The organism is Chachezhania sediminis (genome assembly GCF_009765275.1).
GTDB classification, from domain to species: Bacteria; Pseudomonadota; Alphaproteobacteria; order Rhodobacterales; family Rhodobacteraceae; genus Chachezhania; species Chachezhania sediminis.
The window spans coordinates 108,885-135,827 of record NZ_VOPH01000011.1 but is presented as its reverse complement, the minus strand read 5'-3'; the positions used below and the strand labels follow the sequence as shown (position 1 = coordinate 135,827).

General features: G+C 65.2%; 25 protein-coding genes, 1 tRNA gene and 2 pseudogenes. 15 read left to right on the top strand and 13 right to left on the bottom strand.

Features of this window, described 5'->3' with window-relative positions:
• Positions 1–202: 202 nt before the first annotated feature.
• From FQK05_RS22355 to FQK05_RS22340, 4 genes and pseudogenes are all read right to left on the bottom strand, one after another.
• Positions 203–577: pseudogene (locus FQK05_RS22355) on the bottom strand (transposase); the annotation flags it as partial.
• 237 nt (positions 578–814) lie between these two features.
• Positions 815–1,585: a COG4705 family protein gene (locus FQK05_RS22350; protein ID WP_158971118.1), complete on the bottom strand. Its 771-nt coding sequence runs from the start codon at positions 1,583–1,585 to the stop codon at positions 815–817.
• Positions 1,586–1,623: 38 nt separating this feature from the next.
• Positions 1,624–2,412 carry a COG4705 family protein gene (locus FQK05_RS22345; protein WP_158971116.1) on the bottom strand — a complete coding sequence of 263 codons (789 nt, stop codon included), beginning with the start codon at positions 2,410–2,412 and terminating at the stop codon, positions 1,624–1,626.
• A 7-nt stretch (positions 2,413–2,419) separates the two neighbouring features.
• Entirely contained in the window at positions 2,420–3,064 is a 645-nt protein-coding gene (locus FQK05_RS22340; protein ID WP_158971114.1) for a hypothetical protein, read from the bottom strand.
• A gap of 223 nt (positions 3,065–3,287) precedes the next feature.
• On the opposite strand from FQK05_RS22340, the gene FQK05_RS22335 reads away from it, so the two are divergent.
• The 4 genes from FQK05_RS22335 (at position 3,288) to FQK05_RS22320 (ending at position 6,992) form a co-directional block, all read left to right on the top strand.
• Positions 3,288–3,653: a PepSY domain-containing protein gene (locus tag FQK05_RS22335; protein WP_158971113.1), complete on the top strand. Its 366-nt coding sequence runs from the start codon at positions 3,288–3,290 to the stop codon at positions 3,651–3,653.
• A gap of 68 nt (positions 3,654–3,721) precedes the next feature.
• Positions 3,722–4,393, top strand: a complete 672-nt coding sequence (locus tag FQK05_RS22330; RefSeq protein ID WP_158971111.1) for a response regulator — start codon at positions 3,722–3,724, stop codon at positions 4,391–4,393.
• Positions 4,390–5,763: a sensor histidine kinase gene (locus FQK05_RS22325; protein WP_233270633.1), complete on the top strand. Its 1,374-nt coding sequence runs from the start codon at positions 4,390–4,392 to the stop codon at positions 5,761–5,763. Before FQK05_RS22330 ends, FQK05_RS22325 begins: the two co-directional genes overlap by 4 nt.
• Positions 5,760–6,992, top strand: a complete 1,233-nt coding sequence (locus FQK05_RS22320) for an adenylate/guanylate cyclase domain-containing protein (protein WP_158971106.1) — start codon at positions 5,760–5,762, stop codon at positions 6,990–6,992. Before FQK05_RS22325 ends, FQK05_RS22320 begins: the two co-directional genes overlap by 4 nt.
• A gap of 261 nt (positions 6,993–7,253) precedes the next feature.
• On the opposite strand, the pseudogene FQK05_RS22315 reads toward FQK05_RS22320, so the two are convergent.
• Positions 7,254–7,691, bottom strand: a pseudogene (locus FQK05_RS22315) (IS5 family transposase); the annotation flags it as partial.
• Positions 7,692–8,004: 313 nt separating this feature from the next.
• Here FQK05_RS22315 and FQK05_RS22310 point away from each other — a divergent pair.
• The 4 genes from FQK05_RS22310 to FQK05_RS26435 all read left to right on the top strand — a co-directional run bounded on the left by FQK05_RS22310 (position 8,005) and on the right by FQK05_RS26435 (position 13,485).
• Complete coding sequence (locus tag FQK05_RS22310; RefSeq protein ID WP_158971104.1) at positions 8,005–8,340, top strand: helix-turn-helix domain-containing protein; 336 nt, start codon at positions 8,005–8,007, stop codon at positions 8,338–8,340.
• Positions 8,333–9,580, top strand: coding sequence for a type II toxin-antitoxin system HipA family toxin (locus FQK05_RS22305; RefSeq protein WP_158971102.1), 1,248 nt, complete (start codon positions 8,333–8,335; stop codon positions 9,578–9,580). The genes FQK05_RS22310 and FQK05_RS22305 overlap by 8 nt, the downstream gene beginning before the upstream one ends.
• Before the next feature lie 540 nt (positions 9,581–10,120).
• Complete coding sequence (locus tag FQK05_RS22300; RefSeq protein WP_158971100.1) at positions 10,121–10,657, top strand: GNAT family N-acetyltransferase; 537 nt, start codon at positions 10,121–10,123, stop codon at positions 10,655–10,657.
• 254 nt (positions 10,658–10,911) lie between these two features.
• Complete coding sequence (locus tag FQK05_RS26435; protein WP_158971098.1) at positions 10,912–13,485, top strand: calcium-binding protein; 2,574 nt, start codon at positions 10,912–10,914, stop codon at positions 13,483–13,485.
• Between the two features lie 582 nt (positions 13,486–14,067).
• On the opposite strand, the gene FQK05_RS22290 is transcribed toward FQK05_RS26435, so the two are convergent.
• The 4 genes from FQK05_RS22290 to FQK05_RS22275 form a co-directional block, all read right to left on the bottom strand.
• A tRNA-Cys gene (locus tag FQK05_RS22290) sits at positions 14,068–14,141 on the bottom strand.
• Between the two features lie 1,174 nt (positions 14,142–15,315).
• A complete protein-coding gene (locus FQK05_RS22285; protein WP_158971096.1) occupies positions 15,316–15,780 on the bottom strand; it encodes a universal stress protein in 465 nt (154 codons plus the stop codon).
• A 299-nt stretch (positions 15,781–16,079) separates the two neighbouring features.
• A complete protein-coding gene (locus tag FQK05_RS22280; protein ID WP_158971094.1) occupies positions 16,080–17,066 on the bottom strand; it encodes a cation diffusion facilitator family transporter in 987 nt (328 codons plus the stop codon).
• On the bottom strand, positions 17,066–17,209 hold the full coding sequence (locus FQK05_RS22275; RefSeq protein WP_158971092.1) for a hypothetical protein: 144 nt from the start codon (positions 17,207–17,209) through the stop codon (positions 17,066–17,068). The genes FQK05_RS22280 and FQK05_RS22275 overlap by 1 nt, the downstream gene beginning before the upstream one ends.
• Positions 17,210–17,283: 74 nt before the next feature.
• Here FQK05_RS22275 and FQK05_RS22270 point away from each other — a divergent pair, with 74 nt between their 5' ends.
• Complete coding sequence (locus FQK05_RS22270; protein ID WP_158971090.1) at positions 17,284–17,706, top strand: MerR family transcriptional regulator; 423 nt, start codon at positions 17,284–17,286, stop codon at positions 17,704–17,706.
• A gap of 123 nt (positions 17,707–17,829) precedes the next feature.
• Here FQK05_RS22270 and FQK05_RS22265 read toward each other — a convergent pair whose 3' ends face one another.
• Positions 17,830–18,630 (bottom strand): AraC family transcriptional regulator, encoded by an 801-nt coding sequence (locus tag FQK05_RS22265; RefSeq protein WP_158971088.1) that lies wholly within the window; start codon positions 18,628–18,630, stop codon positions 17,830–17,832.
• Between the two features lie 184 nt (positions 18,631–18,814).
• On the opposite strand from FQK05_RS22265, the gene FQK05_RS22260 reads away from it, so the two are divergent.
• The 5 genes from FQK05_RS22260 to FQK05_RS22240 all read left to right on the top strand — a co-directional run bounded on the left by FQK05_RS22260 (position 18,815) and on the right by FQK05_RS22240 (position 23,619).
• On the top strand, positions 18,815–19,213 hold the full coding sequence (locus FQK05_RS22260) for a hypothetical protein (protein ID WP_158971086.1): 399 nt from the start codon (positions 18,815–18,817) through the stop codon (positions 19,211–19,213).
• Positions 19,214–19,242: 29 nt separating this feature from the next.
• Complete coding sequence (locus tag FQK05_RS22255) at positions 19,243–19,647, top strand: hypothetical protein (protein ID WP_158971085.1); 405 nt, start codon at positions 19,243–19,245, stop codon at positions 19,645–19,647.
• A gap of 710 nt (positions 19,648–20,357) precedes the next feature.
• A complete protein-coding gene (locus FQK05_RS22250; protein ID WP_158971083.1) occupies positions 20,358–21,011 on the top strand; it encodes a protein-L-isoaspartate O-methyltransferase family protein in 654 nt (217 codons plus the stop codon).
• 58 nt (positions 21,012–21,069) lie between these two features.
• On the top strand, positions 21,070–22,482 hold the full coding sequence (locus FQK05_RS22245) for a TolC family outer membrane protein (protein WP_158971081.1): 1,413 nt from the start codon (positions 21,070–21,072) through the stop codon (positions 22,480–22,482).
• Between the two features lie 96 nt (positions 22,483–22,578).
• Positions 22,579–23,619, top strand: coding sequence for a hypothetical protein (locus FQK05_RS22240; protein WP_158971079.1), 1,041 nt, complete (start codon positions 22,579–22,581; stop codon positions 23,617–23,619).
• A gap of 202 nt (positions 23,620–23,821) precedes the next feature.
• Here the strand turns inward: FQK05_RS22240 and FQK05_RS22235 are convergent, their stop codons facing one another.
• Positions 23,822–24,142: a DUF6280 family protein gene (locus tag FQK05_RS22235; RefSeq protein WP_158971077.1), complete on the bottom strand. Its 321-nt coding sequence runs from the start codon at positions 24,140–24,142 to the stop codon at positions 23,822–23,824.
• A gap of 217 nt (positions 24,143–24,359) precedes the next feature.
• On the opposite strand from FQK05_RS22235, the gene efp reads away from it, so the two are divergent.
• Complete coding sequence (gene efp / locus FQK05_RS22230; RefSeq protein ID WP_158971075.1) at positions 24,360–24,923, top strand: elongation factor P; 564 nt, start codon at positions 24,360–24,362, stop codon at positions 24,921–24,923.
• Positions 24,924–25,199: 276 nt separating this feature from the next.
• Here the strand turns inward: efp and FQK05_RS22225 are convergent, their stop codons facing one another.
• Positions 25,200–26,114 (bottom strand): ABC transporter transmembrane domain-containing protein, encoded by a 915-nt coding sequence (locus FQK05_RS22225; RefSeq protein WP_158971073.1) that lies wholly within the window; start codon positions 26,112–26,114, stop codon positions 25,200–25,202.
• A 77-nt stretch (positions 26,115–26,191) separates the two neighbouring features.
• Positions 26,192–26,929, bottom strand: a complete 738-nt coding sequence (gene ygfZ, locus FQK05_RS22220) for a CAF17-like 4Fe-4S cluster assembly/insertion protein YgfZ (protein WP_158971071.1) — start codon at positions 26,927–26,929, stop codon at positions 26,192–26,194.
• Positions 26,930–26,943 lie beyond the last annotated feature (14 nt).

Below are 26,943 nucleotides of genomic sequence, written 5' to 3'. Positions count from 1 at the left end.
AGACAATGACATCTGCACTATGGCGCATTGCGACGCCGATGGAGCAGGAGCCATCCACTCCATCAGGTATGGCGAAGCTCCGCTGCGGCAACGGTGATCCTGGCGAAGGTCGGTTTCGGGCCGAGGCTGTGTGAGAACCGTCAGTGCAGGTGTGTGTTCGTTGCCTGTGGCTTTGGCACCGGCTTGAACATGCCTTTGGTATTCAGGCCTTGAGCGCGGCCATCAAGGCTCGCGTGCCGATCATCGAGATCATCCGTTTCATGTTGTAGGCCAGAACCTGCAGCGCCATCTCGTTTCGAACGTTCTTCAGCCGTCGCATCTGGAAGTGCGTGGCACCCATCCAGGCCTTGATAGTCCCGAACGGGTGCTCGACAGTCGCCCGTCGGAGCCGCCTCCATCCCTCTCGACCGCTGATCCGGTCCTGCATCTCCTCGACCAGGTGCTCGTGTTCCCAGCGGGTGATCCGGCGCTCCTTGCCCGTGGTGCAGCGCGACCTGAGCCCGCAGGTCCGGCATTCTCCGCTCCAGTATCGCCGCATCTGCAGGCCGTCTTCGTCACGGGTGTACCGGTAGGTCAGACGTTAACTGCGGCTGCGAAGAGTTAATTGGCCGTCAGCACAAGCGGAAGCTGGGTGCCCTTCAGTTCCTAGAACTTTCAGCTTCGGGGAGGCAAGCAGGCAGCAGGCATTGGCTGTGGCGCAAATCCAGCACGCGCCGTAGCGGAGAATGGACCTTGGCCGCGCGGAGCCCCAATGCGACACCGCCAACATCCAACGACGAAACGGCGGCACAATCGTGGCGCCGCCGTTCCAGCTTCACCGGGCGATGGCCCGCCGGTGCCCCATGAAGATGATCCCCAGCATCAGGGCCGCGCAGACCAGCGAGGCATGAAGCGTACCAAGGTCCAGCCCGCCGCTGGCCAGAGGCTTGGTCAAAAGATCGCCGAAGGTGGCACCGAAAGGCCGGGTGAAGATGAAGGCGATCCAGAACAACGCGATGGCGTTCACCGCGCGGGTCCGGTGCAGGACAAGGACCGCTGCGATCACCGCAGTGCAGACCAGCGCGCCCTGCATGTAGCCCAGGCCCAGATTGTCGACCAGGAAGTCACCGAAGGCCGTGCCCAGGCTGTTGGAAAACAGGACCGCGATCCAGAACGTGACCTCGGCATCGCGGCGGTTGATCGGGTCGACGCGCAAGGTGCCGTCCCTCAGGTACCAGACCAGAAGCGTGGCCAGAAGCCCCGCCGTCAGGATGACGGACCCCCAGACATAGCCAAGGCCCAGGGTACGGTCCATGAGGTCCGAAATCTCGGTCCCGGCCGTCGTCGTGCCGACGACGGCGGCCCAGAACAGCAGCGGGTGGAAGGCTTTTGCGCGGATCTGTGCGGCCAGCAGGACGGCCAAGGCCGCGCCGGTGATGGCCAGGCCCGCGACATAGCCCAGGTTCAGCGTCTGCGAGATCAGGTCGCCTGCGCTTTCGCCCAGCGTCGTGGCGATGATCTTCAGGATCCAGAAGATGGCGGTGACCTCGGCGATCTTGCTGGGTTGCAAAGCATTGTTGGTCGGGGATGCGGAGAAATTATCCATGTGCGTGCTCTCGGATTTGAAAGGGGTGGACCGGCGCCTCAGCGGGCCGGGGCGCTGCGTCGGGCGGACATGACCGCGACGGTCAGGGCGATCACGGCCAGGAAGCCAAGGCTGGTGATCACGGTGCCCAGGCCAAGGCCGCCATATTCGGTCGGCTGGGCCAGGAAATCCCCGACGGACGCCCCGAGCGGGCGGGTGAAGATGTAGCAGAGCCAGAAGGCCCAGAGCCCGTCGAGACCCAGCGCGAAATAGCCAAGCGCCAGCGACGCGATGATCAGGCCGAAGAGAACGCCGGTCCCGGCAAATCCCACGCCGAAGCTCTCAGAGATCAGGTCGCCCACGCCCGTGCCAAGCGCAAAAGTGAAGAGGATCGCCAGCCAATAGAAGGCCTCGCGCCGGGCGGTGAAGACCTCGTGGATCGACAGCGTGCGTTCCGACGCGAACCAGGAGGCGAAGGTGGCACCAAGGGCCACGGTGAAGGCGGCGCTGGAGACGGCCAGCGGGATGCCGAAGGCGTCGGTCAGGTTGTCGGTGATCAGCGTGCCCACGACCGAGATCAGGACGACCGCGGTCCAGTAGACGGCCGGAACATATCGGCGCTGGCGGAACTGCCAGGCCAGGGCCGCGATCAGGACGGCGGTCATCAGGACGGTGGTCGGGCCCAGGCCCAGGCCCAGGTTCACCGCCAGGAAATCGGCGGCGGTTTCGCCCATGGTCACGGCGGTCAGCTTGATCAGCCAGAAGCCGGGCGTCACGTCCGGCACGCGATTCATCGCGTGGGCATCGACGGTCTGCGCGTGCGTGGCGGGGAAGGTGGCGACGGTCATGGTCGGGTCATCCTTTCAAGAGGGCAAGCGCCTGCGCCGCGAAGGCATCGGCGCGGGTGTCGTCATCTGCGGTGCAGCGTTCCAGCGCCTTGGACTGAAGCGCTGCCACGTCGGGCGCGGGCGTCGTGCCCTTCAGGGCGTCGCGCAGGCTGGTCACCATCTCCTCGCAGGGCAGGGCGTGACCGGTGTCGTCGGTGACGGCGATGCCGTCGACGAAGCGGATTTCTCCGGTGGACGCGGCCGGCACCGGTTGCGCCAGCACGTCCCGCAGGGCCGTCAGCGTCGCCCTGACCTGCGCCGGGTCCGGCGTCCGTGCCCGAAGCGCGGCAAAGGCCGCGTCCGCCGCATCGTCGACCGTGGTCCAGGCAAGGCGGTCGGCCTTGCGCAGCACCGCCTCGTTGTCGTCCCACAGCGTTTCCAGATCGGTGATCCGGCGTTCCGCCCCCGGCATGTCGCCAGCATCGGCCAGGGCCCGGGTGTCACGGACGATCCGGTCATAGGCCGACAGGTCGCCCAACCCGTGGGCGGCGGTTCCGTCCGCCGCAGCGTGAAGGGCGGCCGGGGTCATGAAGTACTCTGCCAGCGCGAAGCCGCCCGAAGGCACGGCGATCAGCGCCAAGGACAGCAGCAGGTTTCGGATCGGGGGCGTCATGGGCCATGTCCTTTCGCATCTGGCGCAGCCGGAAGGGGCTGCAGTGAAGGCGATATGACATGCGCGGTTCGGCACAGTTTCTCCGGAACCTTACGGTTTCGTAAGAACCCGCCTCCCGGCCGATCCCGCGCCTTACGGATTTGTAAGGCGGTGGCGAGGTAATCCCGGATCGCGGTGGTCAGATTCATGGCACACCAACCACCGGCCACGGAAAGGACCGACCATGACCCTGAAGCTGATCATCCCCGCCGCCCTGCTGGGCGCCCTGCCTTTCGCTGCAGCCGCCGGCACCGAAATGCCCGAGATCAAGGAATACCCGCTGGCGCGCGATGCCGCCGTATCGTTGCAGGACGCGGGCCAGGCGGCGCAGGCCGCCCATCCCGGCGACCTGGCCGCCGTGGTCTTCGGGGACGAAGACGGCCGTCTGGCGTGGGAGGCTATCGTCGTGGACCCCGACGGCACGCTTTGGACGGTGCTGATCGACGCCGCAGACGGGCAGGTCTTCGCGTCGGCCGCCACCTCGGCTATGAACGGGGACGCGGAAGACCACGAAGACGGGCACGAAGACGGCGAAACGGACGACGACTGATCCGGATGAACGGCGCTCCGGGCCTGCCAATGGCCTGGGGCGCGACAGGCAGGAAAGACCGGGGACCGATGAAGATACTCTTCGCCGAAGACGATGCCGAAACCGCGCGCTATGTCACCGCGGGCCTGTCCGGCGAAGGCTATGTCGTCGATCACCTGGCAGATGGGCGCGAGGCGCTGACCCAGGCCATGGGCGGCAGCTATGACCTGCTGCTTCTGGACCGGATGCTGCCCGGCCTTGACGGGCTGTCGATCCTGAAATCCCTGCGCGCGGCGCGGATCGGGACGCCCGCCGTCCTGCTGACCGCCATGGGCGCGGTCGACGACCGGGTGCAGGGCCTGCGCAGCGGCGCCGACGATTACATCGTGAAACCCTTTGCCTTTGTGGAATTGCTGGCCCGGATCGACACGATCCTGCGCCGCCCCGCGCTCCGCGATGAAGTGCTGGAGTTGGCCGTGGGCGACCTGCGGCTGGACCTTCTGACCCGGACGGTCACGCGGAACGGCCAGCGGATCGAGCTTCAGCCGCGCGAATTCCTGCTGCTGCGGCACTTCATGGAACGGCCCGGCCGGGTCCAGACCCGGACCGTACTGCTGGAATCCGTCTGGGACCTGCACTTCGATCCAAAGACCAGCGTGGTCGAAACCCATATCAGCCGCCTGCGCGCCAAGATCGACAAGCCCTTCGGGACCACGACGCTCGTCACGCTGCATGGCGTGGGCTACGTGCTGCAGCCATGACGCGCCCGATCTCATGGTCCATGCGTTTTGCGCTGGCGCTGTCGGCGATCTTTTCCATGGGGACGCTGGTCGCGGGCGGCATGTCCTATGTCCTTCTGTCCCGCGAACTGACCCAGCGCCTGACCGCCGACACGATGGCCAGTGCCCGGAACCTGGCTCAGATCGCGGCCGAAGGGCATCCAGGCGACCTTGACGCCTTCATCGCGGCCCAGGCCCGGTCCGTGCCCGACGCGTCCAGCCTGGTGGCCCATGTCGACGATGCCGGCACCGTGACCGGGTCCCTGCGGCTGACCACGCCCTTCGAAGGCGTCCGCCGGATCGTGGTGGGCACCGACATCCCCGACCCGCTGCCGCCCGGCATCGAAGGGCCCGACGCCTATCTGGCCTATGGGATCCGCATCCCCGACGGCTGGGTCATCGCCGCGCGGGACGAGGACTGGGTGGCCGAGAATGGCGAGATCCTGGTCCAGACGCTGGCCGTGGCGCTGTCCATTGGCCTGATCCTGTCGATCGGGCTGGCAGTGATCTTCGCCCGGCGAAACGAACGCCGGATCGACGCGATGGAGAGCGCACTGGACGCCGTCGGCGCCGGGCAACTGGCGATCCGGATCGGCGACGAAGGCGCCGACGATCTGGCCGAACTGGCGCGCCGCGTCGACGGGATGTTGGACCGGCTGGAGATCGGCGTGGACGCGATCCGGCAGGTGACAACCGACGTGGCCCATGACCTGCGCGCGCCCTTGACGCGCCTGCGGATGCGGCTGGAACCGCAGGCCTTGTCACAGGATCTTCCGGCGGACGTCCGGCACGAAATCGGCTCTGCCCTGGTCGATATCGACGCAATGTCGGCCACCTTCGACGCGATCCTGCGGCTGGCGCGCCTGCAATCCGGGACCGCCGATCATGCCAATGGCCCGGTGGATCTGGGCCGCCTGGCCGGAGACTTGGCGGAGATCCTGGAGCCGTCTGCGGAAGAGGCGGGCCATACCCTGACCTTCACTCAACCGGACGATCCCGTCGTGGTGTCCGGCGATGCCGATCTGCTGGCGCAGGTGATCGGCAACCTTGTGGACAACGCGCTGCGCCATAGCCTTGCGCCGGCCCGTGTCCTGGTCCGTGTCGCGCATGAAGACGGATATCCGGTTCTGTCGGTCGGCGATGACGGGCCCGGCATCGCCGAAAGCGACCGGGACCGCGTTCTGGACCGTTTCGTCCGCCTTGACGCCAGCCGCAGCGTCCCGGGCACGGGCCTTGGCCTCAGCCTGGTCGCGGCCATCGCCGGCCTGCACGGCGCCCGGCTTCAGCTTCTGGACAACGCGCCGGGGCTGGTCGTGCGGCTGGTCTTCCCGAAAGCGGAGGCCGCAAGATGACGGGCGCGCCGGATCCGATCGCGCCGTTCCCGCTGCGGCGCCGCTTCGTCACCTGGGTCGTGCCGGGGCTGGTTGTCATGGTGATCGCGCTTCTGGTCGTCATCTCGCAGGCGCTGTCCGGCACGGCCGAACGGCTCTACCGGCAGGAAACGGCCTTCAAGCACCGCCTGCTGGTCGCGGCCATGGCCGGCCCCGACGCCCCGGGCAGCGCCCCGCAACGCGAGCGGCTGGAGACGGAGGCCGGGGAGCTGGGCTTCAATTGCGCCGCCATCCGAAGCGCGGACGACCAGCTGATCGTCGCGACCAGCGCCGCGGGATGCCTTCAGGACCGGACCGAACTGTTCGAGACGCTGGGCCAGACGGACATGTCGGCCTTCACGGAACGGGTCACCGATGCCACGCAATGGGTCGTGGCCAGCCTTGTCGATCGCGGTGCCGGCGCACTGCCCCTGATCGTCGTGACACAACAGGATGCGCGCAGCCTGGAAGGCCTGATCGGTGCCACGACGAAGCTCTGGCTGGCGGTGATCTTCCTCGGCCTGGCCGCGGTCCTGGGCGTGGCCATGTGGCTGATCGGCCTGGCCCAAACCCAGATCGACAACCGCACCGCGGCGCTGGTCTTGGCTCGGCAGTCGCTGGCCCGATTCGTGTCGCGCCATGTCCAGTCTAGTGCCGGTGCGGATGACGGCGCCGCCCGGCGGCTGCCCGCGACAGTGCTGTTCCTGGACATCCGCGACTTCTCAGGTTTTGCCGACGGAGCCCGGCCCGAGGAGATCACGGCGCTGGTCAACCGCGTGGCCGAAGTCGCCTTTGCCCAGATCCTGGCCCATGGCGGCGATGTCGACCGGCTCTTGGGCGACGGCCTGATCGCTTGGTTCGAAGGTGAGGATCGACGGGACCGGGCCTGGCGCGCTGTGGCCGCGATCCTGCCGGAACTGGACGCGGCCGCGCTGCCTCGCGGCGTCGGCGCCGGCCTTCACGACGGCGACGTGGTCGAGGCAACGCTGGGCGCTGGCGAACGGCTGGATCACACGGTGCTGGGCGGCACGGTCAACATCGCAGCCCGCCTCTGCGCACGGGCCGGTGCCGGGCGGGTCATCGCGTCGGACCAGATGGGCCCGCCACCGGCAGATGTGCAAGCGGCCATTCACGGCAAAGAGGCGCTGACGCTGAAAGGCGTGTCCCGCCCCATGCACGCAATCAACGTGGGCTTCTCCCGCATCGTCTGACCACCGCTGGCAAAAGCGGCATTGGATTCATAGGCGGCGCACTCGTTCCCCTCGACCACGGGCCTCAACGAATTCGCTTCGTTGCAATATTGCCAATCGTCAAATTGCCGGGCCCGCCCTTATGCGCCCCCCCCGATCAGCGCGCACAAATGAGCGTGGCCTTGATGCGTGCCGGTAATGTGACACGGATATTCCAGGGCGCCGATAGGCATTGTTGCAGAAGTCGGCTTCAGGACATGATGGCCCTTTCTCCAGCTGAGGTCAGGCCACACGTTCGATCTCGGCGGTGCCGAGGGCGTTGAAGCGGTTCATCAGGGCGACGCGGATGTGGATCTCGGCTGTCTCGCGGTCGGGGTCCCTCGAGGCGATCCGCTCGCCAAAGGATTTCAGATTCCTCATCCGGGCCTCGACCCGGCTGCGGACATGATATCCGGACCACCTTTTCCAGATCGTCCGGCCGAGGCGCCGGGTTGCCCTCAGGATGTCGTTGCGGGCCAAGGCGGCGGGGCAATCTTCTTTCCAGAGGCGGCCGTTTCTGCGGATGGGAATGATCCCTGTGCCACCTCGCGCAATGATCGCCGAATGGCAACGGCGGGTGTCGAAGGCGCCATCACCGGTAACGGTGCCGATTTCCTCGTCTTCCGGGATCTGGTCCAGAAGATCGGGGAGCACGGGGCTGTCGCCCTCGCGGCTACCCGACAGAAGTGGCTGGATGGTGGGGCTCTACTGCCGTCGCGATGGTATGGTTGACTGCAGTACCAAGCTGATGCCCTTTCGAGGGCGACAGACATTCACCAAGGCAAGATGGTTGACTAAAGACGGGGTGAACCTTCGGCGCACTGGCATCGGTGCTGTCGGAGGCAGGTCAGGGACAAGTGCCCCTATTGCAGCCCTAGGAGAGTTTAGGGTGCGCAGCTGGATGGCTCGGCGCTGCGGGAACGCTACGCGGCAGCTTTGAAAATTGTCATCTTCGTGCTACACATATCCTCATTATGTAGCGCGAAGGTGACAAATGCCGACACCTCACAACCCTCCTGCCGCAGTGCGGCGTGCGCTGCGCAAGCTCGGCGCGGACATCCAGGACGCCCGGCGGCGTCGGCGGCTGCCCATGGCGGTCGTGGCGGAGCGCGCTTTCACGTCGCGATCAACCCTCCAGAAGATCGAGGCCGGAGACACCAGTGTCAGCATCGGCATCTATGCCAGCGTCCTCCAGGCGCTTGGGCTGCTGGACGGGCTAAGCCAGGTGGCAGATATCGCCAACGACACCGTCGGCCAGGCTCTGGCCAGTGCCGACTTGCCGAAGAGTGTCCACCTCAAGCGGCCAGCGGGACCGTCGCGCGATGGCTGATTTCGAGGTCCACGTCGATCTGGATGGTCGCCTGCATCCCGTCGGATTGGCGCGCAGCAACCGTGTCCGCGGCAATGAGACGATCCTGTTCGAGTACGATCCCGCCTGGCTCAAGGATGCTGAACGGTTCTCGCTTGAGCCCGCTCTCCCGATTACGCGTGGCGCTTTTGCGCCACCGGCGGGGCTGTCGACCTTTGGGTCGATTGGCGACTCCGCGCCCGACACCTGGGGCCGCCGCCTCATGCAGCGCGCGGAGCGACGCCGCGCCGAACGGGATCGCCGTGCCGTGCGCACGCTGACCGAAAGCGATTATCTTCTGGGTGTCGCCGACGAGACCCGGCTTGGCGCGCTTCGCTTCCGTCGAGTGGGAGAAGAGCCATTCCTGGCACCGATCCGCGCGGGGGTTCCCGCCCTGATCGAACTCGGACGTCTGCTTCAGGTCACCGAGCGGATCCTGCGGGATGAGGAAACCGACGAGGACCTACAGCTCATCTTTGCGCCTGGCTCGTCGCTGGGCGGAGCTCGGCCGAAGGCCTCGGTCATCGACCACCATGGCCACCTCAGCATTGCCAAGTTCCCGAAGGAAACCGATGAATACAGCATGGAGACATGGGAGGAGATTGCGCTCCGACTGGCTGGTCAGGCTGGCATCGTAACGCCGCACCACGAACTCATCGATGTGGCGGGCAAGAAGGTCATGCTGTCGCGGCGGTTCGATCGCGAGGGTGCCATACGGATCCCGTTCCTGTCAGCGATGGCGATGATGGGCGCCAAGGATGGCGAACGCGGGAGCTATCCCGAGATCGTCGATGCCCTGACCGCGCATGGTGCGCAGGGCAAGACCGATGCCCGGGCTCTGTACCGCCGCGTCGTCTTCAGCGTACTGATCTCCAACGTCGATGATCATCTGCGCAACCACGGCTTCCTCTGGCGCGGCAAGGCGGGATGGTCGCTGTCGCCGGCCTACGATCTCAATCCGGTGCCGACCGACATCAAGGCGCGGGTGCTGACCACCAATATCGATCTCGACGAGGGCACCTGTTCGCTCGACCTGCTGGAAGAGGCTTCAGAATACTTCGCCCTGACGCTCGCGCAGGCGCGCGAAATCATCAAGGAGGTTGCCACGGTCACCGCAACCTGGCGCGAGACCGCGAGGTCGGTCGGTGCGCGTTCGGTTGAGATCAACCGCATGGCCAGCGCCTTTGAGCATGAAGATCTGCAGCGCGCGCTGGCGCTATAACGCGACCATGCCTCCACGGATTTGACACGCCATCGGTCAGGGTGCAGCCTCCTCAGGGCGCGTGCCATTTGCGTGCGCCCAAGAGACCTCCAGAAAGGGAAGCCCATGATTGGTACGTTGATCTGCATAGCTGGCGTGGTGATCAGCGTCGTGGGATCCGTCCATTGCTGGCTGGTCTACCGGGCTTCTGCGCGGAGTGCCCGCGTCGACCCTGAGAGGGCCCAGCGCTTTGTGGAGAGCGCGCCGCTGCATCCCGTTCTGACGAAAACACGAAGCGGGAAAAGTGCCCCGGGGATGGGCGCGACGCCTGCCTTCAATTCGGGCGCAATACCCGATATGGTACTGGTTGCGGAAATTGCGAAAACTGGATGATCTGCCATAGCCGATAATGCGATCCCGCCCGTCGCACATTGAAATCGTCCCCTCTGCACGCCGGATCGTGACATCCGCTTTGGCCAATGCACTCAAGCGCGGTCTTGCCAAGACCATCCCAAATCGGCTCCATGACGGACCGACCCCCAAGATGGAAGGAGCGCCGTATTGGCCCAGGAGCGATCTTCGCGTGCCCAACGCAGGCTTTCCGGCGGCTCTGTCCGCATTCGCGCGGTGACCGAGGCCGACCGGGCCGAGATCCAGAGGCTTTGCGCCGCGGCCCATGCGGAATCCTACATGCGCGCCGTCCCGATCCAGCCGGACCGGGTGGATGTCGTCATCGATCATGTCCTGTCGGACAAGACCGTGGATATCGGGATGATTGCGGAAAGCGACCGCGGCGGAGAGGTCCGGGCCGTGGGCCTTCTGCACGCTTCGGCGGCCGAGCATCTCTATCTGGACCTGATCCAGGCGAATTGCCTGCTGTTCTATGTCTCGCCGGAGTTCCGGAACAGCACCGCCGCCTATCAGCTGATGCGCCATTTCATCCGGCGGTCGGTCAACAGCGGCGCCCGGTCGATTTCGGTCCATGTTTCCGCCGGGATCCGGGTGCGGCAGGCGGACCGGTTCCTGCGCAAGATGGGATTCATGAACGGCGGCGGGAACTACCAGATCCTGGTCGAGGCCGGAACGTCCGTGAAGTGAAACGTATCACGCCGAATGTTTCGTCGCACATAAAGGCAAAGCGCATTGATACACTCCGGGCCCGGACTGTCCTGACACCCGCGTGAGACGAAATCAAACCAACTTGACAAGTATCGGTGGGTCGCCAAGGCTTGCCCCCATTCACCTGCGCGCCCGGGCCGCAATTGATCCGCGGAAGTCCCGTCTTTCGTCGATTTGACCAGTTTGAATTCCCCACGCAGCCGAAAGCCACGTCGGGATGAGAGAGGTAGAACATGAGCGCGACCCTTTCGGGCACGGACCTGGATCCGTCGAAACATGCGTCCAAGATCTATATCGTCCGCAACCTGTTGCATTCGGAACTGTCTGCTCTGAATTTGCGTGGCGACGAAGGTGCGCTTGACCTGCTGTTTCCGGCTGGATTCGACGACGACCCGGACACGGAGCTGACTCCCGAAGAGGCCAGCCGCTTTTTCGATCTGCTCAGCGAGCCCACCTACCTCGACAGCGAAGTCGTACGTGAGGACGATGTCTTTGCCATCGAACTCAACCAGAAGCGCGGTAGTGGCAAGGCCGGCAGCCGGGGAGGGGTCGTGGATCTTGAGATCCGGTTCGAAGGCCGCGACTTCTCATTTGGTGCGGACCCGCTTGGCTCCGTTCTGCCGGTCGACGGCACGCTTGAGGCGTTCGAACTGAGCCTGACCCACAACGTCGGACGAGATCGCCTGGGGTTCGCGGATGTCGAAGTCCGGGTCGCCGGCCTGGAACTGGACATCACCCCGACCCTGTTCGACAGCACGGACGGTTACCTGGCCCAGGTCTTCGCCGGGTCCCAGACACTGTCGTTCAGCCCCTACCTGATCCCCAACTTTGCCGGCGACGGTCGCAACCTGACCGCGGGAACCGTCGTGGGAGCCAACGATCACATCACGCTGACGGACGACGGGCGCGGGGCGCTTCAGGTCAACTCGGTCCTGGAGGTCGCCGGCGATTTCCTGAGCGTCAGCACCGGCGCCACCCTGACGGGCGGTGCGGACACCATTGTCGGCAGTTTTCCCGCCGTGACGCTGGGCAATACGCCGGGCGCGGGCGGCACCTCGGTCGGCAGGGTCAGCGGCGACGTGATCACCGCCTCCGGGACCGTCAATGGCGGCGACGATACGCTGAATTTCACCAACAGCCCGACCTCGGCCATCAAGGGCCTGTTCGGCGATGCGGTCACCGCCACCGGCACCGTCAATGGCGGAGATGACGAGATCGTCGGCACGGAGTTCGACGATGTGCTGGTGGGCGATGTCGGCACAGCCAAGGCCGGATCGAAGGTGACGGGCGGCGACGACACGATCTTTGGCCTGGACGGCAACGACATCCTGATCGGTGACGTGCGCACGGCGGAGTCCGGCGCCACGGAAATCGGCGGCAACGACCGGCTGTTCGGCGACGCGGGCGACGACCGGCTGATCGGCGGCGCTGGCGATGACGACCTGGACGGCGGCGCCGGCAAGGACATCATGCTGGGCGGCGCTGGCGACGATTTCCTGATCGTCAACGAGGCGTCCGATGTGGTGGCGGGCGAGGTCTATTTCGGCGCCGCCGGCGTCGACGATTTCCTGGTCTTCGCCAGCGGCTTCATCGACTTCCGCCAGGTTTCCATCATCGGGATGGAAGGCCTGCAGCTGGGCGGCGACGCTGGCACCCGGGTCGCGTTCCTGTCGTCGCAGATCGACCGCGGGGTCTTCGATCCGGACAGCCTGATCCAGGTCTTCGCGCCCAAGGGCATGGTCGAACGGCTGATCGTCGACGTGGACAATGGCGCCGCGGACCTGAGCGAACTGGAGTTCCGCGACTGGGAACGCGGAACGGATGAGGTCGTCGTCAACGGATCCTCGACCGCGGACAAGATCATCGGGTCTGTCCAGGATGACCAGCTGGTCGGCAGTGGTGGCAATGACGAACTGGACGGGTTCAAGGGCAAGGACACCCTGATCGGCGGCTTCGGCAGTGATACCTATCACTTCGATGGCAACGACCGGATCATCGAGCAGGCCGGCCAGGGTTTCGACCGTATCATCGCCAGCAGCAACCTGATCAGGATGGCGGACAATGTCGAACATGCCACGCTGGCGGATGTTGCCGGGGCAACGCTGGTCAAGGGCAATGCCGAAGACAATCTGATCGAAGGCAACAGTTTCGACAACACGCTGTCCGGCGGCGGGGGCGGCGACCAGATCTTCGGGGTCGGAGGCTCCAACCGGCTGGTCGGCGGCGGCGGGGGGGACATGATCAACGGGGCCAATGGCAAGGACATCATCCTGGGCGGCAAGGGCAACGACTTGGCTGACGGCGGTGGGGCCAAGGACGTGATCAAGGGCGGCAGCGGCGACGACGATGCCTTTGGCGGCAACGGCAATGACCGCCTGTTCGGGCAGCGCGGCGACGACATCCTGGACGGTGGCAAGGGCAAGGACCGCCTGAACGGCGGTGCCGACAAGGATGTCTTGGTCGGCGGCAAGGGCGCGGATGTGCTGACCGGCGGCGGCGGCGCGGACGAGTTCGTGTTCACCGATACCGACGGGCGCGCGGTGGACCGGATCACCGATTTCCGCAGCGCCGACACCATCGTCCTGGAAGGAAAGGGGTTCGGCCTGAAGGCCGGGGTCCTGGCCGATGCCGCCTTTGCCTTCGTCCCCGGCGAAGCCATCAGCGCCGACACGCGGATCATCTACAACGGCACCAACGGCAAGCTGTTCTTCGACGCCGATGGCAAAGGAGGCGACAACGCGCAGCTACTGGCCCAGATGGAAGAGGGCCTTGCGCTGAGCGCCGACGACTTCCTTGTCCTGCTCTAGGCCGATTTGAGAAAAAATGGCTTCACATCAGGATTCGGGCATAGATCAAACTGGTAAATGCGATGGAGGCCAGCTTGCCACGACTCCGCATGCCGGACGGGGAATGGGCGTTCTTTGCCAGGTTCATACGCTGCTGAGAATCTGGCGATATTCCGACGCATCGAGGCCATCACCAAACTGAAAAAGACCGGAACCTATCGGATGCTCGACCTGGCCAAAGAGGATGTGAGAAAGGCGGTTGAGGACGCCACGAGTGCAGAAGGCCTGAGGTACACAACGGCAAAGGACTTCGCCCTGTTGTGTCCGACTTGCCACCGGGTCGAGCACGCGCGGATCAGGGCTGCGGCCAAGGAAGTCTCGGCATGAGGCTATATTCCGCCAGTCGGGCCTGCTCAGAAGAGCCAGCCCCCCGCTGCTTTGTCAGTTACGCAAAGGTCTGTCTTCGCCGTTTGCGCTTAGTCATAGATGTAGGGCGTGTGTCATCCTGTTGCAATCAAGTGCATCCAAGATGGTGGGCTGAATGAGGGGTCAACATCTATGCCGTTACAAATCCCTCTAGAAACAGGGACTTATTGCGGATAATGGAGGCGAGTACCGGAATCGAACCGGTGTACACGGATTTGCAATCCGCTGCGTCACCACTCCGCCAACTCGCCTGACTGTAGTGGTGCTAGGCATTTAGTCCAGCGGCTGACCGGGCGCAAGAGTGTTTGCCGCACGGTCTACCGCACATTCCCGTTCCGTTCATGTTCTTTTCCGCGGCGCTTCCCGCGCGCGGACGCGGTGCCGCGGGTGCCTGCTGCAGTGTCGCACCATGGTATCGGACTGGCCGGTGACGGCCGCGACCCGCTTGCCCCAATCCCGCCATACGCAGTTCTCGGGCCCCCGCGTACCACAGCGCATGCAGGTCATGGGGCTGGGCCCCGGCAGCGTCCTGCATCGCGTCGGTCGCGCCCCGATAGGTCCACGGGTCCGGGCGCTTCGTCTTGGACATGTCCTTGGAGAGGATGAAGAGGCTGCCCTGCGTCGCCACGTCCGGCGCCGGCTGCCAGTTCGGCGTCACCGGGAAGGTCAGAGGTGTCTTCATCTTGTCCTACCGGATGCGGATTGTGTCGCCCCCGATCTGGGCCCACCGCATTTTCAGCACGGCGCCGATCCGCTGGCCGGTGCCGCGATGCAGATCGAAGCGCGGCCGTTCGCGGCGTCCCGAACGGGAAGGTCCCTCGGAACGCGTCCGCCATCGTATCGGGCAACGGTTCCCGCTCCTGCTTTTCACACTTGATCGACTTCACGCCCTTGGCAGGGTTCAGATGTTTCGTCGTCAACAGCCCCGTCGCGCGAGTGTTCCGTGATGATGACAGAACGCGCAAGTGACAGTTCGCCCGTTGCGGGGGGGGTCCTTCTTCGCCCAGGCATCCAGCCATGAAATCACGCGACGCCGCTGGATGTCGCCGGGCCGAAGATGGCCAGGCTTGTCCTTCAAGCAGGCGAGATGCCGAGTGTCGTCTTCGCAGCTGCGGCGCGCCAGATCGCGTCAGTTCCGGCTGGGCCGGGATGGGCGAAATTTCCCTTTGTCCGTCAACACAGGTGGACCGGGTTTGAAATCGGGTGGTCCACATGGGGGCCGATGGCCGCTCTTGTCGCGCCGGCCATCGGTATGGCGCCTGCCGGTGCCCAGGGGGAACGGCAGCTTCGCTGTCTCAGGGCCGAAATGGCAGGCATGCGTCGGAAAAGGTCTCGCCTTGCAGGACGGCAAGCCACGCCCGTTCCGGCATAAAAGGGCGGGCAACCCCGTTGGCATTCGTTGCGACGCTCTCGCGAGCCCGCGTGCTATTGAGATGTTTCGCCGAAAAGCGCCTCATCGGAAATCTCAAGGCGCGCAACAAGCAGGCTGCAATTCAGGCTGTCGCTCAAGGAGGCCGTGACCGATCCCAGAAGCCACCGCGCCATTGCCCCTTGCTTGTGGTGCCCAACCACGACCAGTTCAGCCCCGATTTCATGGGCCACACGGGTGATGCATTCCGTCGCGAGCCCCGTTTCCAGACGCGTCTCATGGGACAGGCCCATGCGAACCAGGCGCGCCGCGCCCTCGTCAAGGATCTGCCTGAATTCATCCGTCATATCCGGACCGATATAGACGGTACTCGCATCACCCGCGAAGACCGCGGAAGAGGGCTCCACGACGGCGAGAAGCACAACGCGCGCACCGCATGCCTGGGCGAGCTTCGCCCCTTCGCGCAGCGCGAGACGTCCTTCCAACGATCCATCGTAGGCCAATAGGATTGTGCTATACATGGTTGCCTCAGTCGATCTTCTTGCTCTCGTGACGCAATGCTACGCACCCAAGCGATTCCACACAATCATGCTGGTCGGATAAGTCCATACCGGCCGGACAAGTCGTGGTGCGGCACGCCGCTGCCAGGGCCGCGTTGATCCGTTCGAAGACGAACGGGGTGGCCCGCCTCATTTGCGGATTTGACGTCGACGGCGTGGGACCAATGCGTCCTGACCCTGGGCCTTCGCGGCGCTCCCCGCGAAGGCCTGATCTGATCGGGCACGCCCATGGCCCGTGCCTTCCTGGGGATGGAGAGAGCTTAACCCTCCTGTGCCGCGCCTGCCGTCACCTCGACGGTCACATGTTCCATCCCGGTCGTTTCGCGCACGCGGCCTTTCACGGCGCGGCGTACGTCGTCCGCCACCGCGCCCGGCGCCAGTTCGACCTCCAGCGTGGCCATGGGCCGCTCTTGCGTGATCGACCAGGCGTGGACGTGATGGGCGCGGGCCACGCCGGGCAGCGTGGCTTCCAAGTCGGCTGCGACAGCGCGGGGATCGAAGCCGGCGGGCGCGCCTTCGAGCAGGATGTGACCGCTCTCGCGCACCACGGACCAGGCCGAGCGCAGGATGATAAATGCGACCAGCACCGACAGGATCGGGTCGATGGGGGTCCAGCCCGTCCAGATGATGATGAGCGAGGCCGCAATTGCCGCGACTGAGCCCAAGAGATCGCCCATGACGTGCAGGGCGGCGGCACGGACGTTGAGGTTGTCGCCCTCCGCGCGGCTGAGCACCCAGAAGGCCAGAATATTCACCACCAGTCCTCCCACGGCGACCCAGAGCATCAGCCCGCCCAGCACATCGTGCGGATCGCGCAGGCGCTGGACAGCCTCGAAAAAGATCCACCCGGCGATGGCGAACAGCGTGAGCCCGTTCACGAAAGCGGCCAGAACCGAGAAGCGGTCGAAGCCGTAGGTCCGTTTCCAGTCTGCTGGTCGCCGCGCCAGCCGGAAGGCGAACCAGGCCAGCAGGAGCGAGGCGAAGTCGGTCAGCATGTGGCCCGCGTCGGCCAAGAGCGCGAGCGATCCGGAGATGATCCCGCCGATGACCTCGGCCCCCATGAAGCCGCCGGTCAGCGCTGCGGCGACGAGGATGGCGCGTTCCTTGGAACGGCGCGCCTCGGGCGAGTCATTGGCCGAGAGGGTAGGGCCGTGCGAATGGCCCGGATGCCCGTGTGAATGCCCGTGTGCGTGGCCGTGTCCATGCCCGTGATTGTGCCCGTGCCCGTGCCCGTGATCCTGTCCCATCAGCTTGCCTCCACCCGGTGACCCCTGTCTGTCGGGGTCATGTGCCGACGGCGGATGTCGGCGGTGCGGGCGGTCATCCCGTGGCGGATCACAGGGGCGTCGAAGTCCGGCAGGTCGGGGCTGCGGAGGTGTCGGTCGGTCATGGCAGTGCTCTTGATTCGCTTCGTCGCCATGGTAGATACGATCTACAGCCACTGTAGCTTCAAGGGATATCGCGATGCAGGCTCATTCCATCGGTGCGCTGTCCAGGCGCACGGGCGTGAAGGTGACGACGATCCGCTACTATGAGGGGCGCGGTCTTCTGCCCGATCCCGGCCGCACGGACGGGGGGCAGCGCCGCTATGGCGACGCCGAGCTGGACCGGCTGTCCTTTATCGCCCATGCCCGGCAGCTGGGCTTCGACCTCGACGCCATTGCCGAACTGATCGCGTTGCAGGAGACACCTCATGCGGCCCATGGCAACGCGCACCGTATCGCGAAGGACCGGATTGTCGAAATCCGTGACCGGATCGCGCGGTTGCAGCGGCTGGAGTCCGAATTGGTGCGCGTCGTGAAGACCTGCGACGGTCAGTCCGATGGGCAACCCTGCCGGGTGCTGCAGGCCCTGGCCGATCATCAGGCTTGCGAAGGCGAGCACTGAGGCCTGCTCGGGCTCACAAAGAGGTCTTGAACCTGAGCACGTCGCGTGTCGGGGCGAATGCCCCGCCGGGCATTCGCCAAGCGGCGATTGGGGACGACACCCGGCAGCTCCTGCCGCTCTTCCCTATCGTGAACGACTCCGCTCAAGCAGATAGCGGCTTGGCGGCTTGCCGACCATCTTTCGGAACATGGTCACGAAACTGCTGGCGCTTTCATAGCCGAGATCGATGGCGACGGCCTGGACCGTCTGGCCCGCGCTCAGCTGCCGCAAGGCAAGGACGATATGCAACTGTCGGCGCCAGCGGCCGAAACTCATGCCCAGCTCTTCCGCCAGAAGCCTGCTCAGGCTGCGCTCGCTGAGCGCGATGCGGGCGGCCCATTCCGCGACACTCGCATGATCCGCAGGCGCCGCGATCAACAGGTCGGTGAGCTTCTTCAGGCGCGGATCGGCGGGGATGGGGAGGCAGAGGTCCTCGACCGGTGCCGCAGCCAGTTCATCGAAGAGAACGGACACGATCCGGCCATCCGGACCGTCGACATCATAGAGGTCCGGCAGAGCGTTTGCCCGCATCAGCAACTCGCGGAAAAAACGTGACACCGTGATCGTGCAGCAGTCTTTCGGCAGGTTCGCGGATTCGGGAGGGTCAATGAAGAGAGAGAGACACTCCACCTCGCCCGAGCCGAAAACGGAATGGGGCAGCCCGCCGGGAATCCACACGGCGCATTGCGGCGGTACGATCCAGACTGCGCCTTCGACTTCGCAATTGACGACGCCACGCACCGTGAAAAGCAGTTGTGCCTTCTTATGGTGGTGCCGGGGCGATTGCTCCAGGGCGTCAAGGGTGGCGACCGCGTTGGCTGCCACCAGCGCACGCGGGATCTCGTCGACATAGGCAAGCCAGTCGCGGCGGACGTCCAGAAACATCTCAGACCTCGATGTTATCGGTTCAGGCCGGATTGAAACATATAGTGGCTGGGTTGCGCAATGACGCCACGTGTCGGCCGACGTATTGCTGTGAGGAAGAGGCGGCTGGCGGATCTTGTGATCGCGCTCCGTTACTGGAGGGGCAGAGCTTGACCTGCCCGACACTTTGAACAGGAGTTTTCACGTGATCGAAAATGCACCGGTTAAGCTCGCGCTCGCATGGCTCATCCCCGCGGTTGGCGCCGCACTCTTTGTCACGATCCAGTGCTTTTCCTATCTGAACGTCTATGTCGGCAGCGGAGGGACGATGCAGGCCATGACGTTCGATCCCGCCTCCCTGTGGGGCGTGTCCATTTTCTATGGCGCCTGGGTCGTCCCGCCTTTGCTGGCGCTGGCCGCAAGGCGCGCTACCGACTGGGCGATGCTGGTCCTCGGCGGTCTGCTGTTCATCATGAGCACGCTCGCCGGCGTCTTCGATGGCTTGCGCGATGGCGGCCATCTCGTGGGCCTCGAACTGCTGGCCATCATGCTGCCGGGTGTGGTCGCGCTTGTCATTACGTGGCGGCACATTCGCTTGGTCTGAAACCGTCCATTCTCTTCAGGAGACGACACATGCCCTTGGATATCAGGAACTTCCCGCTTGTCTGGATGAGCTACGACGAAGCGCCCGATCACGACCACGACGAGGATTTCGCGGCACTGGAGGCAAGCTTCGAGCGCGGCGCGCCCTTTGTCATCCTGACCGACAACGCGCCGACCGAAGACCATGACCACAGCCACGAGGAAAAGAAGCGCACCGCGCTGTGGATGAAGAAACACAAGGCAGAGCTGCGGACGCGCGTCAGGGCGATGATCGTGATCGAGCCGAACTCTGCCAAGCGTCTTGCTTTCAGGACCTTCGGCGTTGCCTTCGCGAAATTCTGGGGTTTTCCACTGAAGCTTGCCCTGACCCGCGAAGAGGCCATGAAGATCGCAGAGAATCTGCTGTCAGAGGGCGTGGAGTCTGCAACATCCTGAAGAACAGCCGAATGGACACTGCGAAGACGGTTTCCGGAAGATTGCAGGTTTCGTTCAAGCATGGGGTCCTGTCCCTGGTGAGCAACAACGGGCTTTGTGTGCCGCCCTTGCCTGCCGGCTGAGCCCGGAGAACGTGGCCATCCCGAAGGACAGGACACATCGGTGTGCGACGTTCCGTGCCACGGCCGACCGGGCGGCATAAGGGTGATATCGGGGCCAAATGCGGCAAAGATCCATGCCGAACACAGGGCGGGCCGCCGTACGCGCATGGGGAACAGTGCAGTGAGCGAAGAGAGCAGGCGAAAAGGTGTTGGGCGCCCCGTGCGCCTGGGACACAGGATGTCCGCGACATGTTCCGCCGCCGTCTCGGCTTTGGGCACCAGCGCGCGTGGAACACAGAGTGAGTCGGCGATGCTGGACACGGCATGGTCGATGCCGGGGCGAACGCTTCGCCGAAAGGGGGAGTGCGCTGCCCACGGCGCGGGCGATGGCCACATGACATTGCGGCAACGGAATATTCGTGCGCTCCGGCTACACGCTTTGCTATCCTTGTGGTCCCGGTTCCGAAGGCGCTGTGTTCCAAGGCGGTTCCGCGCGGCCCGCGCTGTGCTGCCGCGGTCGCAGGGGGCGGAAAACCCCCCGCGGGCCGTTGCCCGACGCCGCGCGATATGTCAGGACTTGGCCCAGCGTCTGAACGAAAGAGTTTACACATGACTGACTTCGCCACGCGCCGCCGCATGATGGTCGACACCCAGGTGCGCCCGTCGGACGTCACACGCTTCTCGATCATCGAAGCCATGCTGACCGTGCCGCGCGAAGCCTTCGTTCCCGCCGCCCGACGCGAGGCGGCCTATGCCGGCGAGAATGTCTCGCTGGGGGGTGGCCGCGTGCTGCTGGAACCGCGCACCATCGCCAAGATGCTGGAAGTGCTGGATCTGGGGCCGGGCGACATGGTCTTGGATATCGGCTGTGGCTATGGCTACACCGCGGCTGTCATGGCCTCGATGGCGGATGTCGTCGTCGCCGTGGAAGAGGACGAGTCGCTGGCTGCGGATGCGCCGGGGATCCTGTCGGACCTTGGTATCGACAACGTGATCGTCCATGGCGGCCCGCTGGCCGAAGGTGCCGCGGAACACAAGCCCTATGACGCGATCCTGATCGAAGGTGCCGTGGAAACGGTGCCGGCTGCGATCATCGACCAATTGAAGGACGGCGGACGCATCGCGGCGCTGTTCTTGGAAGGGGCTTTGGGCGTCGTGCGCCTGGGCCTGAAGCGCGGGGACAAGGTGTCCTGGCGGTATGAATTCAATGCGGGCGCGCCGGTCTTGCCGGGCTTTGCCAGCGAACGCGCCTTCGCTCTGTAGAAACGACCGGGCGCCATTGGCGCCCTGCGGCCGGTGGGCCGAACTAGGGGATGTGAGCATGCGCAAGGTATGGGCTGCGTTGACGGGCTGTGGACTGGGTGTGGCGATGGCCATTGCGCCGATCGGCTTCACGGGGACGGCACGGGCCGACAACATGGCCGATGCCCTGGTCGGCGCCTACAACACCTCGGGCCTTCTGGAACAGAACCGCGCCCTGCTGCGGGCAGCCGACGAAGGCGTCGCCCAGTCCGTGTCGCTGCTGCGGCCGATCCTTGCCTGGTCGGCGTCTGCCTCGCGGACCGCGGGCGACCTGACCATCAACGGCATCAATGCGGCGCAGGAAACATCGCCGCTGAACCTGCAGTTGACCCTGTCGCTGCTGCTGTTCGACTTCGGCGCCACGCAGCAGAACATCAATTCGGCCAAGCAGACCGTCCTGGCGACTCAGCAGACGCTGATCTCGGTCGAACAGCAGGTGCTGTATGCGGCCGTGTCCGCCTATCTGAACCTGCTTCTGGCGCAGGAATATGTCGGCGTGCAGCGCAACAACCTGAACGTTCTTCAGGAACAGCTGAAGGCCACGCAGGACCGCTTTGACGTAGGTGCCGTGACCCGGACCGACGTGGCCTTGGCGCAGTCGCAACTGGCCGCCGCGCAAAGCAGCTTGGAATCGGCCCGGGGCGACCTGCTGGACGCCCAGGCCGCGTACGAGGCCGCGGTTGGCCACCTGCCGACGAGCGCCGCCGGCTTCCCGCCGCTGCCGTCGCGGCCGGACAGTGTCGACAAGGCGATTTCCGTGGCGCTGACCAACCACCCGAACATCCTGTCGTCGCAGTACCAGATCAAGGCGGCGGATTATTCGGTCGCCCAGGCCCAGCGGTCGCTGCGTGGTGAATTCGCGCTCAGCGGCAGCGCCGGCGTCGGCACCAACCTGGACCTTGACCGTGACGTGAATACCGGCACGATCAGCCTGGGCTACAACCAGACCATCTATCAGGGTGGCGGTCTGTCGGCTACGATCCGGCGCGCCAAGGCCAACCGCGATGCCGCAAAGGGTGCCCTGATCACCAGCCAGCGCAACGTCGTGCAGGGTGTCCGCAACGCCTACGAGGCGATCAGCGTCGCACGGGCCAACATCTCGGCCACCAACCAGCAGGTCGAGGCCGCGTCGGTCGCCGCCGAAGGCCTGCGGGAAGAGGCGAAGCTGGGATCGCGGACCACGCTGGACGTTCTGACCGCGGAACAGGACCTGCTGGATGCGCAGATCGACCAGATCACGGCACGGATCGGCCTTTACACCGCCAGCTACCAGCTGCTTCAGGCCCAGGGCCTGCTGACCGCGGCCAACCTGCGCCTGCCGGTCACGATCTATGACCCGAACGCCTATTACAACCTGGCCAAGACGGCGCCGACCAATCTGTCCAAGCGCGGCAAGCAGCTGGACCAGGTATTGCAACGCCTGGGCAAGTAACCGGGCCTGCCGCTGGCCCGGGCTGCCCGTACGTGTTGCCGGGCGGCGGGCCCGTGGCTAGACTTGGCCGGAACACGAGCAGGGTGACCCGAAACCATGTCTGATCCAGTGCAGCAGCCGGAAGTCGAGGATGTCGTTTCCTCAATCCGTCGCCTGGTCTCGGGGGAGGCGCCCCCGCAGGACGTGACGCCGGTTCCCGAACCCGACCCCTTTGTGCTGACACCGGCCCTGCGGGTCGGCGAGGACGGGGAAGACGGTTCCGCCGACCCGCAGATGCCGGCGCCGCCGGAGGCCGACGGATTGATCGTTCCCCTGATCCTGCCCAGCTTCGCCATCGCGCAGAGCTTTACCGAAAGCGACAGCCAGGGCCCGGTCCCCGGCCTTCGGGAGATCGAGGCAGAGGCCGAAGCGGCCGCACAGAACCTGGAAGCCGAACTGGCCGCGGCCCAGGCCGGGTCTGCACCCGCGGACCAGGCGGTCGGGCAGGCAGCCCCCCTCCACCTGGAAGACGCGGTGCCACCCGAGCCGGTCGAGGTCGAACTGGCTCCGGATGCCGTCGGGGCAGGGCCCGGGACCGGGACAGAACCCGACACTGGGTCCGAAGCCGGGGCTGGGAACGGGGCGGGGACCGATTCCGCGGCAGACAAGGCGCCCGCCGAAAACGGGGCTGCCACGGCCGCGCCGTCGCTGGTGCCCTCGGACGCGCTGAAGGCCAAGATCGCCGCGGTGGCCAGCGCCGTGGAACGCACGCGCGGTGCCTGGACCGAACCGTCGCCCGTCGCCCCGGCCCCCGTTTCGGCGGCCCCCGTCTCGCCGGCCATGTCTGTGCAGGACCCGGCGGCAGAGCCGCACAGGGACATGATGGCAACGCCGTCATCCGCCCCCGCGCCGGAAGAGGTTTCGCTGGACGACGACGCGCCGCGGGACCCGGACATGTCCCTGGCCGACGAGCCCGAAAACGGCTTCGACGACGACGGTTTCATCGACGAGGACACGCTGCGCGAGATGGTCGTCCAGATCGTGCGCGAGGAATTGCAGGGTGCCCTGGGGACCCGGATCACCCGCAACGTGCGCAAGCTGGTCCGGCAGGAGGTCCAGCGTATGCTGGCCGCGCAGGGGCTGGGCGGGTCAGAATAGCGCGGCAGGCTTGTCGCGGCCACATCTTCCCGGAATGCAAAAGGCGCGCCCGGTGTGATCGGGGCGCGCCTTTTCTTGTGTTTCGAACCGTTATGCGACTTTTGCCGGGTCGAACCTGCCCATGTCCCGCCTTGCGGGCCATCCCGGACAAGCTGTGGTGCTGGTGATCCGACGGAACCCCTGGGTCCCGATCAGGGAGGGTTCAGGCGGCTTCGGCCTGTTCGGCGGCATTGCGCCGTTCGGATTCTTCCCGCGACAGGGCGACCGAGGTGCGGACGCCGCGGCTGACGAATTCCATCAGGCCCGAGACGACGCGTTCGTTCGGGTCGATCCCGGCGCAGGACAGCACTTCGCGCCCGTCGCGCGAACGGGCCCAGCGGGCGATCTGTTCGGGGCCGTTGCCGTACTTCTTGTCGTCGGCAATGGCGTCGTCCAGTGCTGCCAGCACGACTGCAGCAAAGAGTTTCTTCGCACGGTTACCTTGTTCGGCATTGAAGGCAGTGCCGTCGACGAAATCTTTCATTTCGTTTTCCTTGTTTTTCTTGGTCTTGCGTTTCGGCGTGGCGCCCCTTGTGACAGATCACGAATGATTCGAACACCCCGCTACTGCATGACTTCCATGCATCTGGCGCATGGCTTGTTCAGTCTGCGGCGTGGGACAACGTAAGCTTGCCAGGCACCGGAGGCCCATATATAGGAGCCCGCGAAGCGCCATCAAGCGCACGTCAAGGGAAAACGACATGCCCAAGATCAACGGTAACGAGATCCGTCCCGGCAATGTCCTGGAGCACAACGGCGGGCTTTGGGCCGCCGTCAAGGTGGATCACGTCAAGCCCGGCAAGGGCGGCGCCTTTGCCCAGGTGGAAATGCGCAACCTGCGCAACGGCTCCAAGCTGAACGAACGCTTCCGGTCCGCCGACAAGGTGGAACGGGTGCGGCTGGAACAGAAGGACCAGCAATTCCTGTACGAAACCGACGGGATGCTGGTGTTCATGGACACCGAGACCTACGAGCAGATCGAACTGCCCGCGGATCTTCTGGGCGACCGCCGCCCGTTCCTGCAGGACGGCATGACCATCGTCGTGGAATTCCACGAGGCCGAGGCGCTGAACGCGACCCTGCCGCAGAAGGTCACCTGCAAGATCGTCGAGACCGAGCCGGTGGTGAAGGGCCAGACCGCCGCGAATTCGTTCAAGCCGGCGGTGCTGGACAATGGGGTGAAGGTCATGGTGCCGCCCTTCGTCGGCCAGGACGAGATGATCATCGTCAACACCGAGACGATGGAATATTCCGAGCGGGCGTGACGCCTTTGCGGGGGCTGGAGGCTCTGTCCCCGCCGCGCCTTCGCCGGGGGTCCCACCGGGATACATGAAGATCAAAGAAGTTGGGGACGCCGTCTGGAATGGACGGCGTTTTTTCTTTGGTCGGGTCGTGATGGGGGGCTCTGCCCCCGCCGCGCCCTTGGCGCGCCTCCCCCGAGGGTATTTGGAGACCGAAGAAGATGGGGGCGGGCCCGGTTTCAGGGGCAGGGCGGGGTTTGCCCCGCCGCTTCCCCGGTCCGGTGGCGGCGGTTTGGCCTGTCAGGCCTGGGTGGGATCGCCCGTGACCTCGACCAGAAGCTGATATTTCACCGTCATGGCGCTGACCTGGCGGTAGAAGGCGATCAGTTCGCTGATCGGGTTCTGGAGGCGCGTCAGACCCATTGTGGCCGCAACCACGGTGCCGATGTCGGACTTGCCTTCGAGGACGAGGAAGCCGCCGAAGAGCAGCACCGCCACGAGGCCCGCGCTGTTGCAGGTCGAGATGATGAATTTCGACGACAGCTTCCACAGGAACATTCCCCGGCGGATGTGGTAGATCGTGTCGAATTCGGAATTGGCCTCGGCTTGGACCTCGGCCACGTTGCGGTGGGTGATGCGGTTGGTAACGCCGCGCAGCTTCAGCACCCGTTGCGCCACGAACTTGTTCACCTGCCGTTGCGAGAACAGCAGGACGAAGATCTGGGGCACAACCACGATCACCGCGATCAGGCCCAGTCGGGGCTGGGTCGCGGTGACGAAGCCGATGACGCTGACCAGGGTGCCCAGCTGCATCAGCGGGTCGGCGATGGATCCGCCGGTGAACTTGCCGACCTCTTCCGCCTCGGCGGCGATGGTGGTGGCGAGCGTTCCGCGGTCGATCTTCCCGTTCTGGCTGTCCTGGGCCGAGATCAGGATGAACTTGCGCAGACGGCGGATCATGTCCTCGCCCAGGGTGTTCGAGAAATAGCCCAGCAGCCATTTCAGGGCCAGCGACAGCAGTACCACGGCCATCATGCCGCCGGCGAGTTCCAGGAGCTTGTCGGTCTTGATCGTCGAATCCGTCAGGCCGTTGACGATGTCCTTCTGGAATTTCAGCGGCGCGGCGGCCAGCGCGGCGATGGCCAGCGACAGGATCACCAGCGCGATCTGGCGGCGCCCGGAGGTGATGAGGATAGCGCGGTAGAGCTGGTACATGTCGGGACCGGATCTGGGATCTGTTCCGGCAAGATCTAGCCCTGTGGTTGCGCCGGGGGCAAGCCCCGGCGTCGGGATCAGAGGCGGGTGACGGTTGCCGTGCCCGCCACCATAGGGCCGTGGGCGCGGTCGAAGCGCAGATAGGCGATGGCCCGGTCGCCGGACCGGGTCAGAAGCTGGCCGGCCGGCTTGTCGTTCGACAGGATCTCGTCCCCCGGCACCGCGACGCCGTCGACCGCGACCAGGGCCAGCCCCTTCTTCAGTTCGGTCTTGTGCTTCATCCGGGCGGTGACCTCTTGCCCCACATAGCAGCCCTTGCGGAAGTCGACGCCGTTCAGCGCGGCAAAGCCTGCTTCCAGGATATAGCTGTCGGGGGTCAGTTCGATCCCGGTTTCGGGGATGCAATGGGCGACCCGCAGCGCGTCCCAGTCGGTGCCGTCGTCCCCTTCGGGCGCATCGGAATAGAGCCGCCAGCCCAGGGCAGGGTGGCGGGGGTCGTCGACGGCGCCGTCCGGTTTCGGACCGGTGCCGCGCCGGACGTTCAGGCCCGCGGGCGCGATGGCGACGTCGGCGCGCAGCTTGTACATCGACAGACGGCGGGTCAGGTCGTCCGCCAGCGACGCGGCGACGTCCAGCAGGACCGACCCGTCCTGTTCACCGATCAGGAAGAAGTCGGCGATATACTTGCCCTGGGGCGTCAGCAGCGCGGCATAGACCGCGCCATCGGACAGTTTCGCGACATCGTTGGTGACAAGGCCCTGCAGAAAGTGTTCAACATCGCCGCCGCTCAACCTTAGGATGCTTCTTTGGGACATTCGTGGGCTCCGAT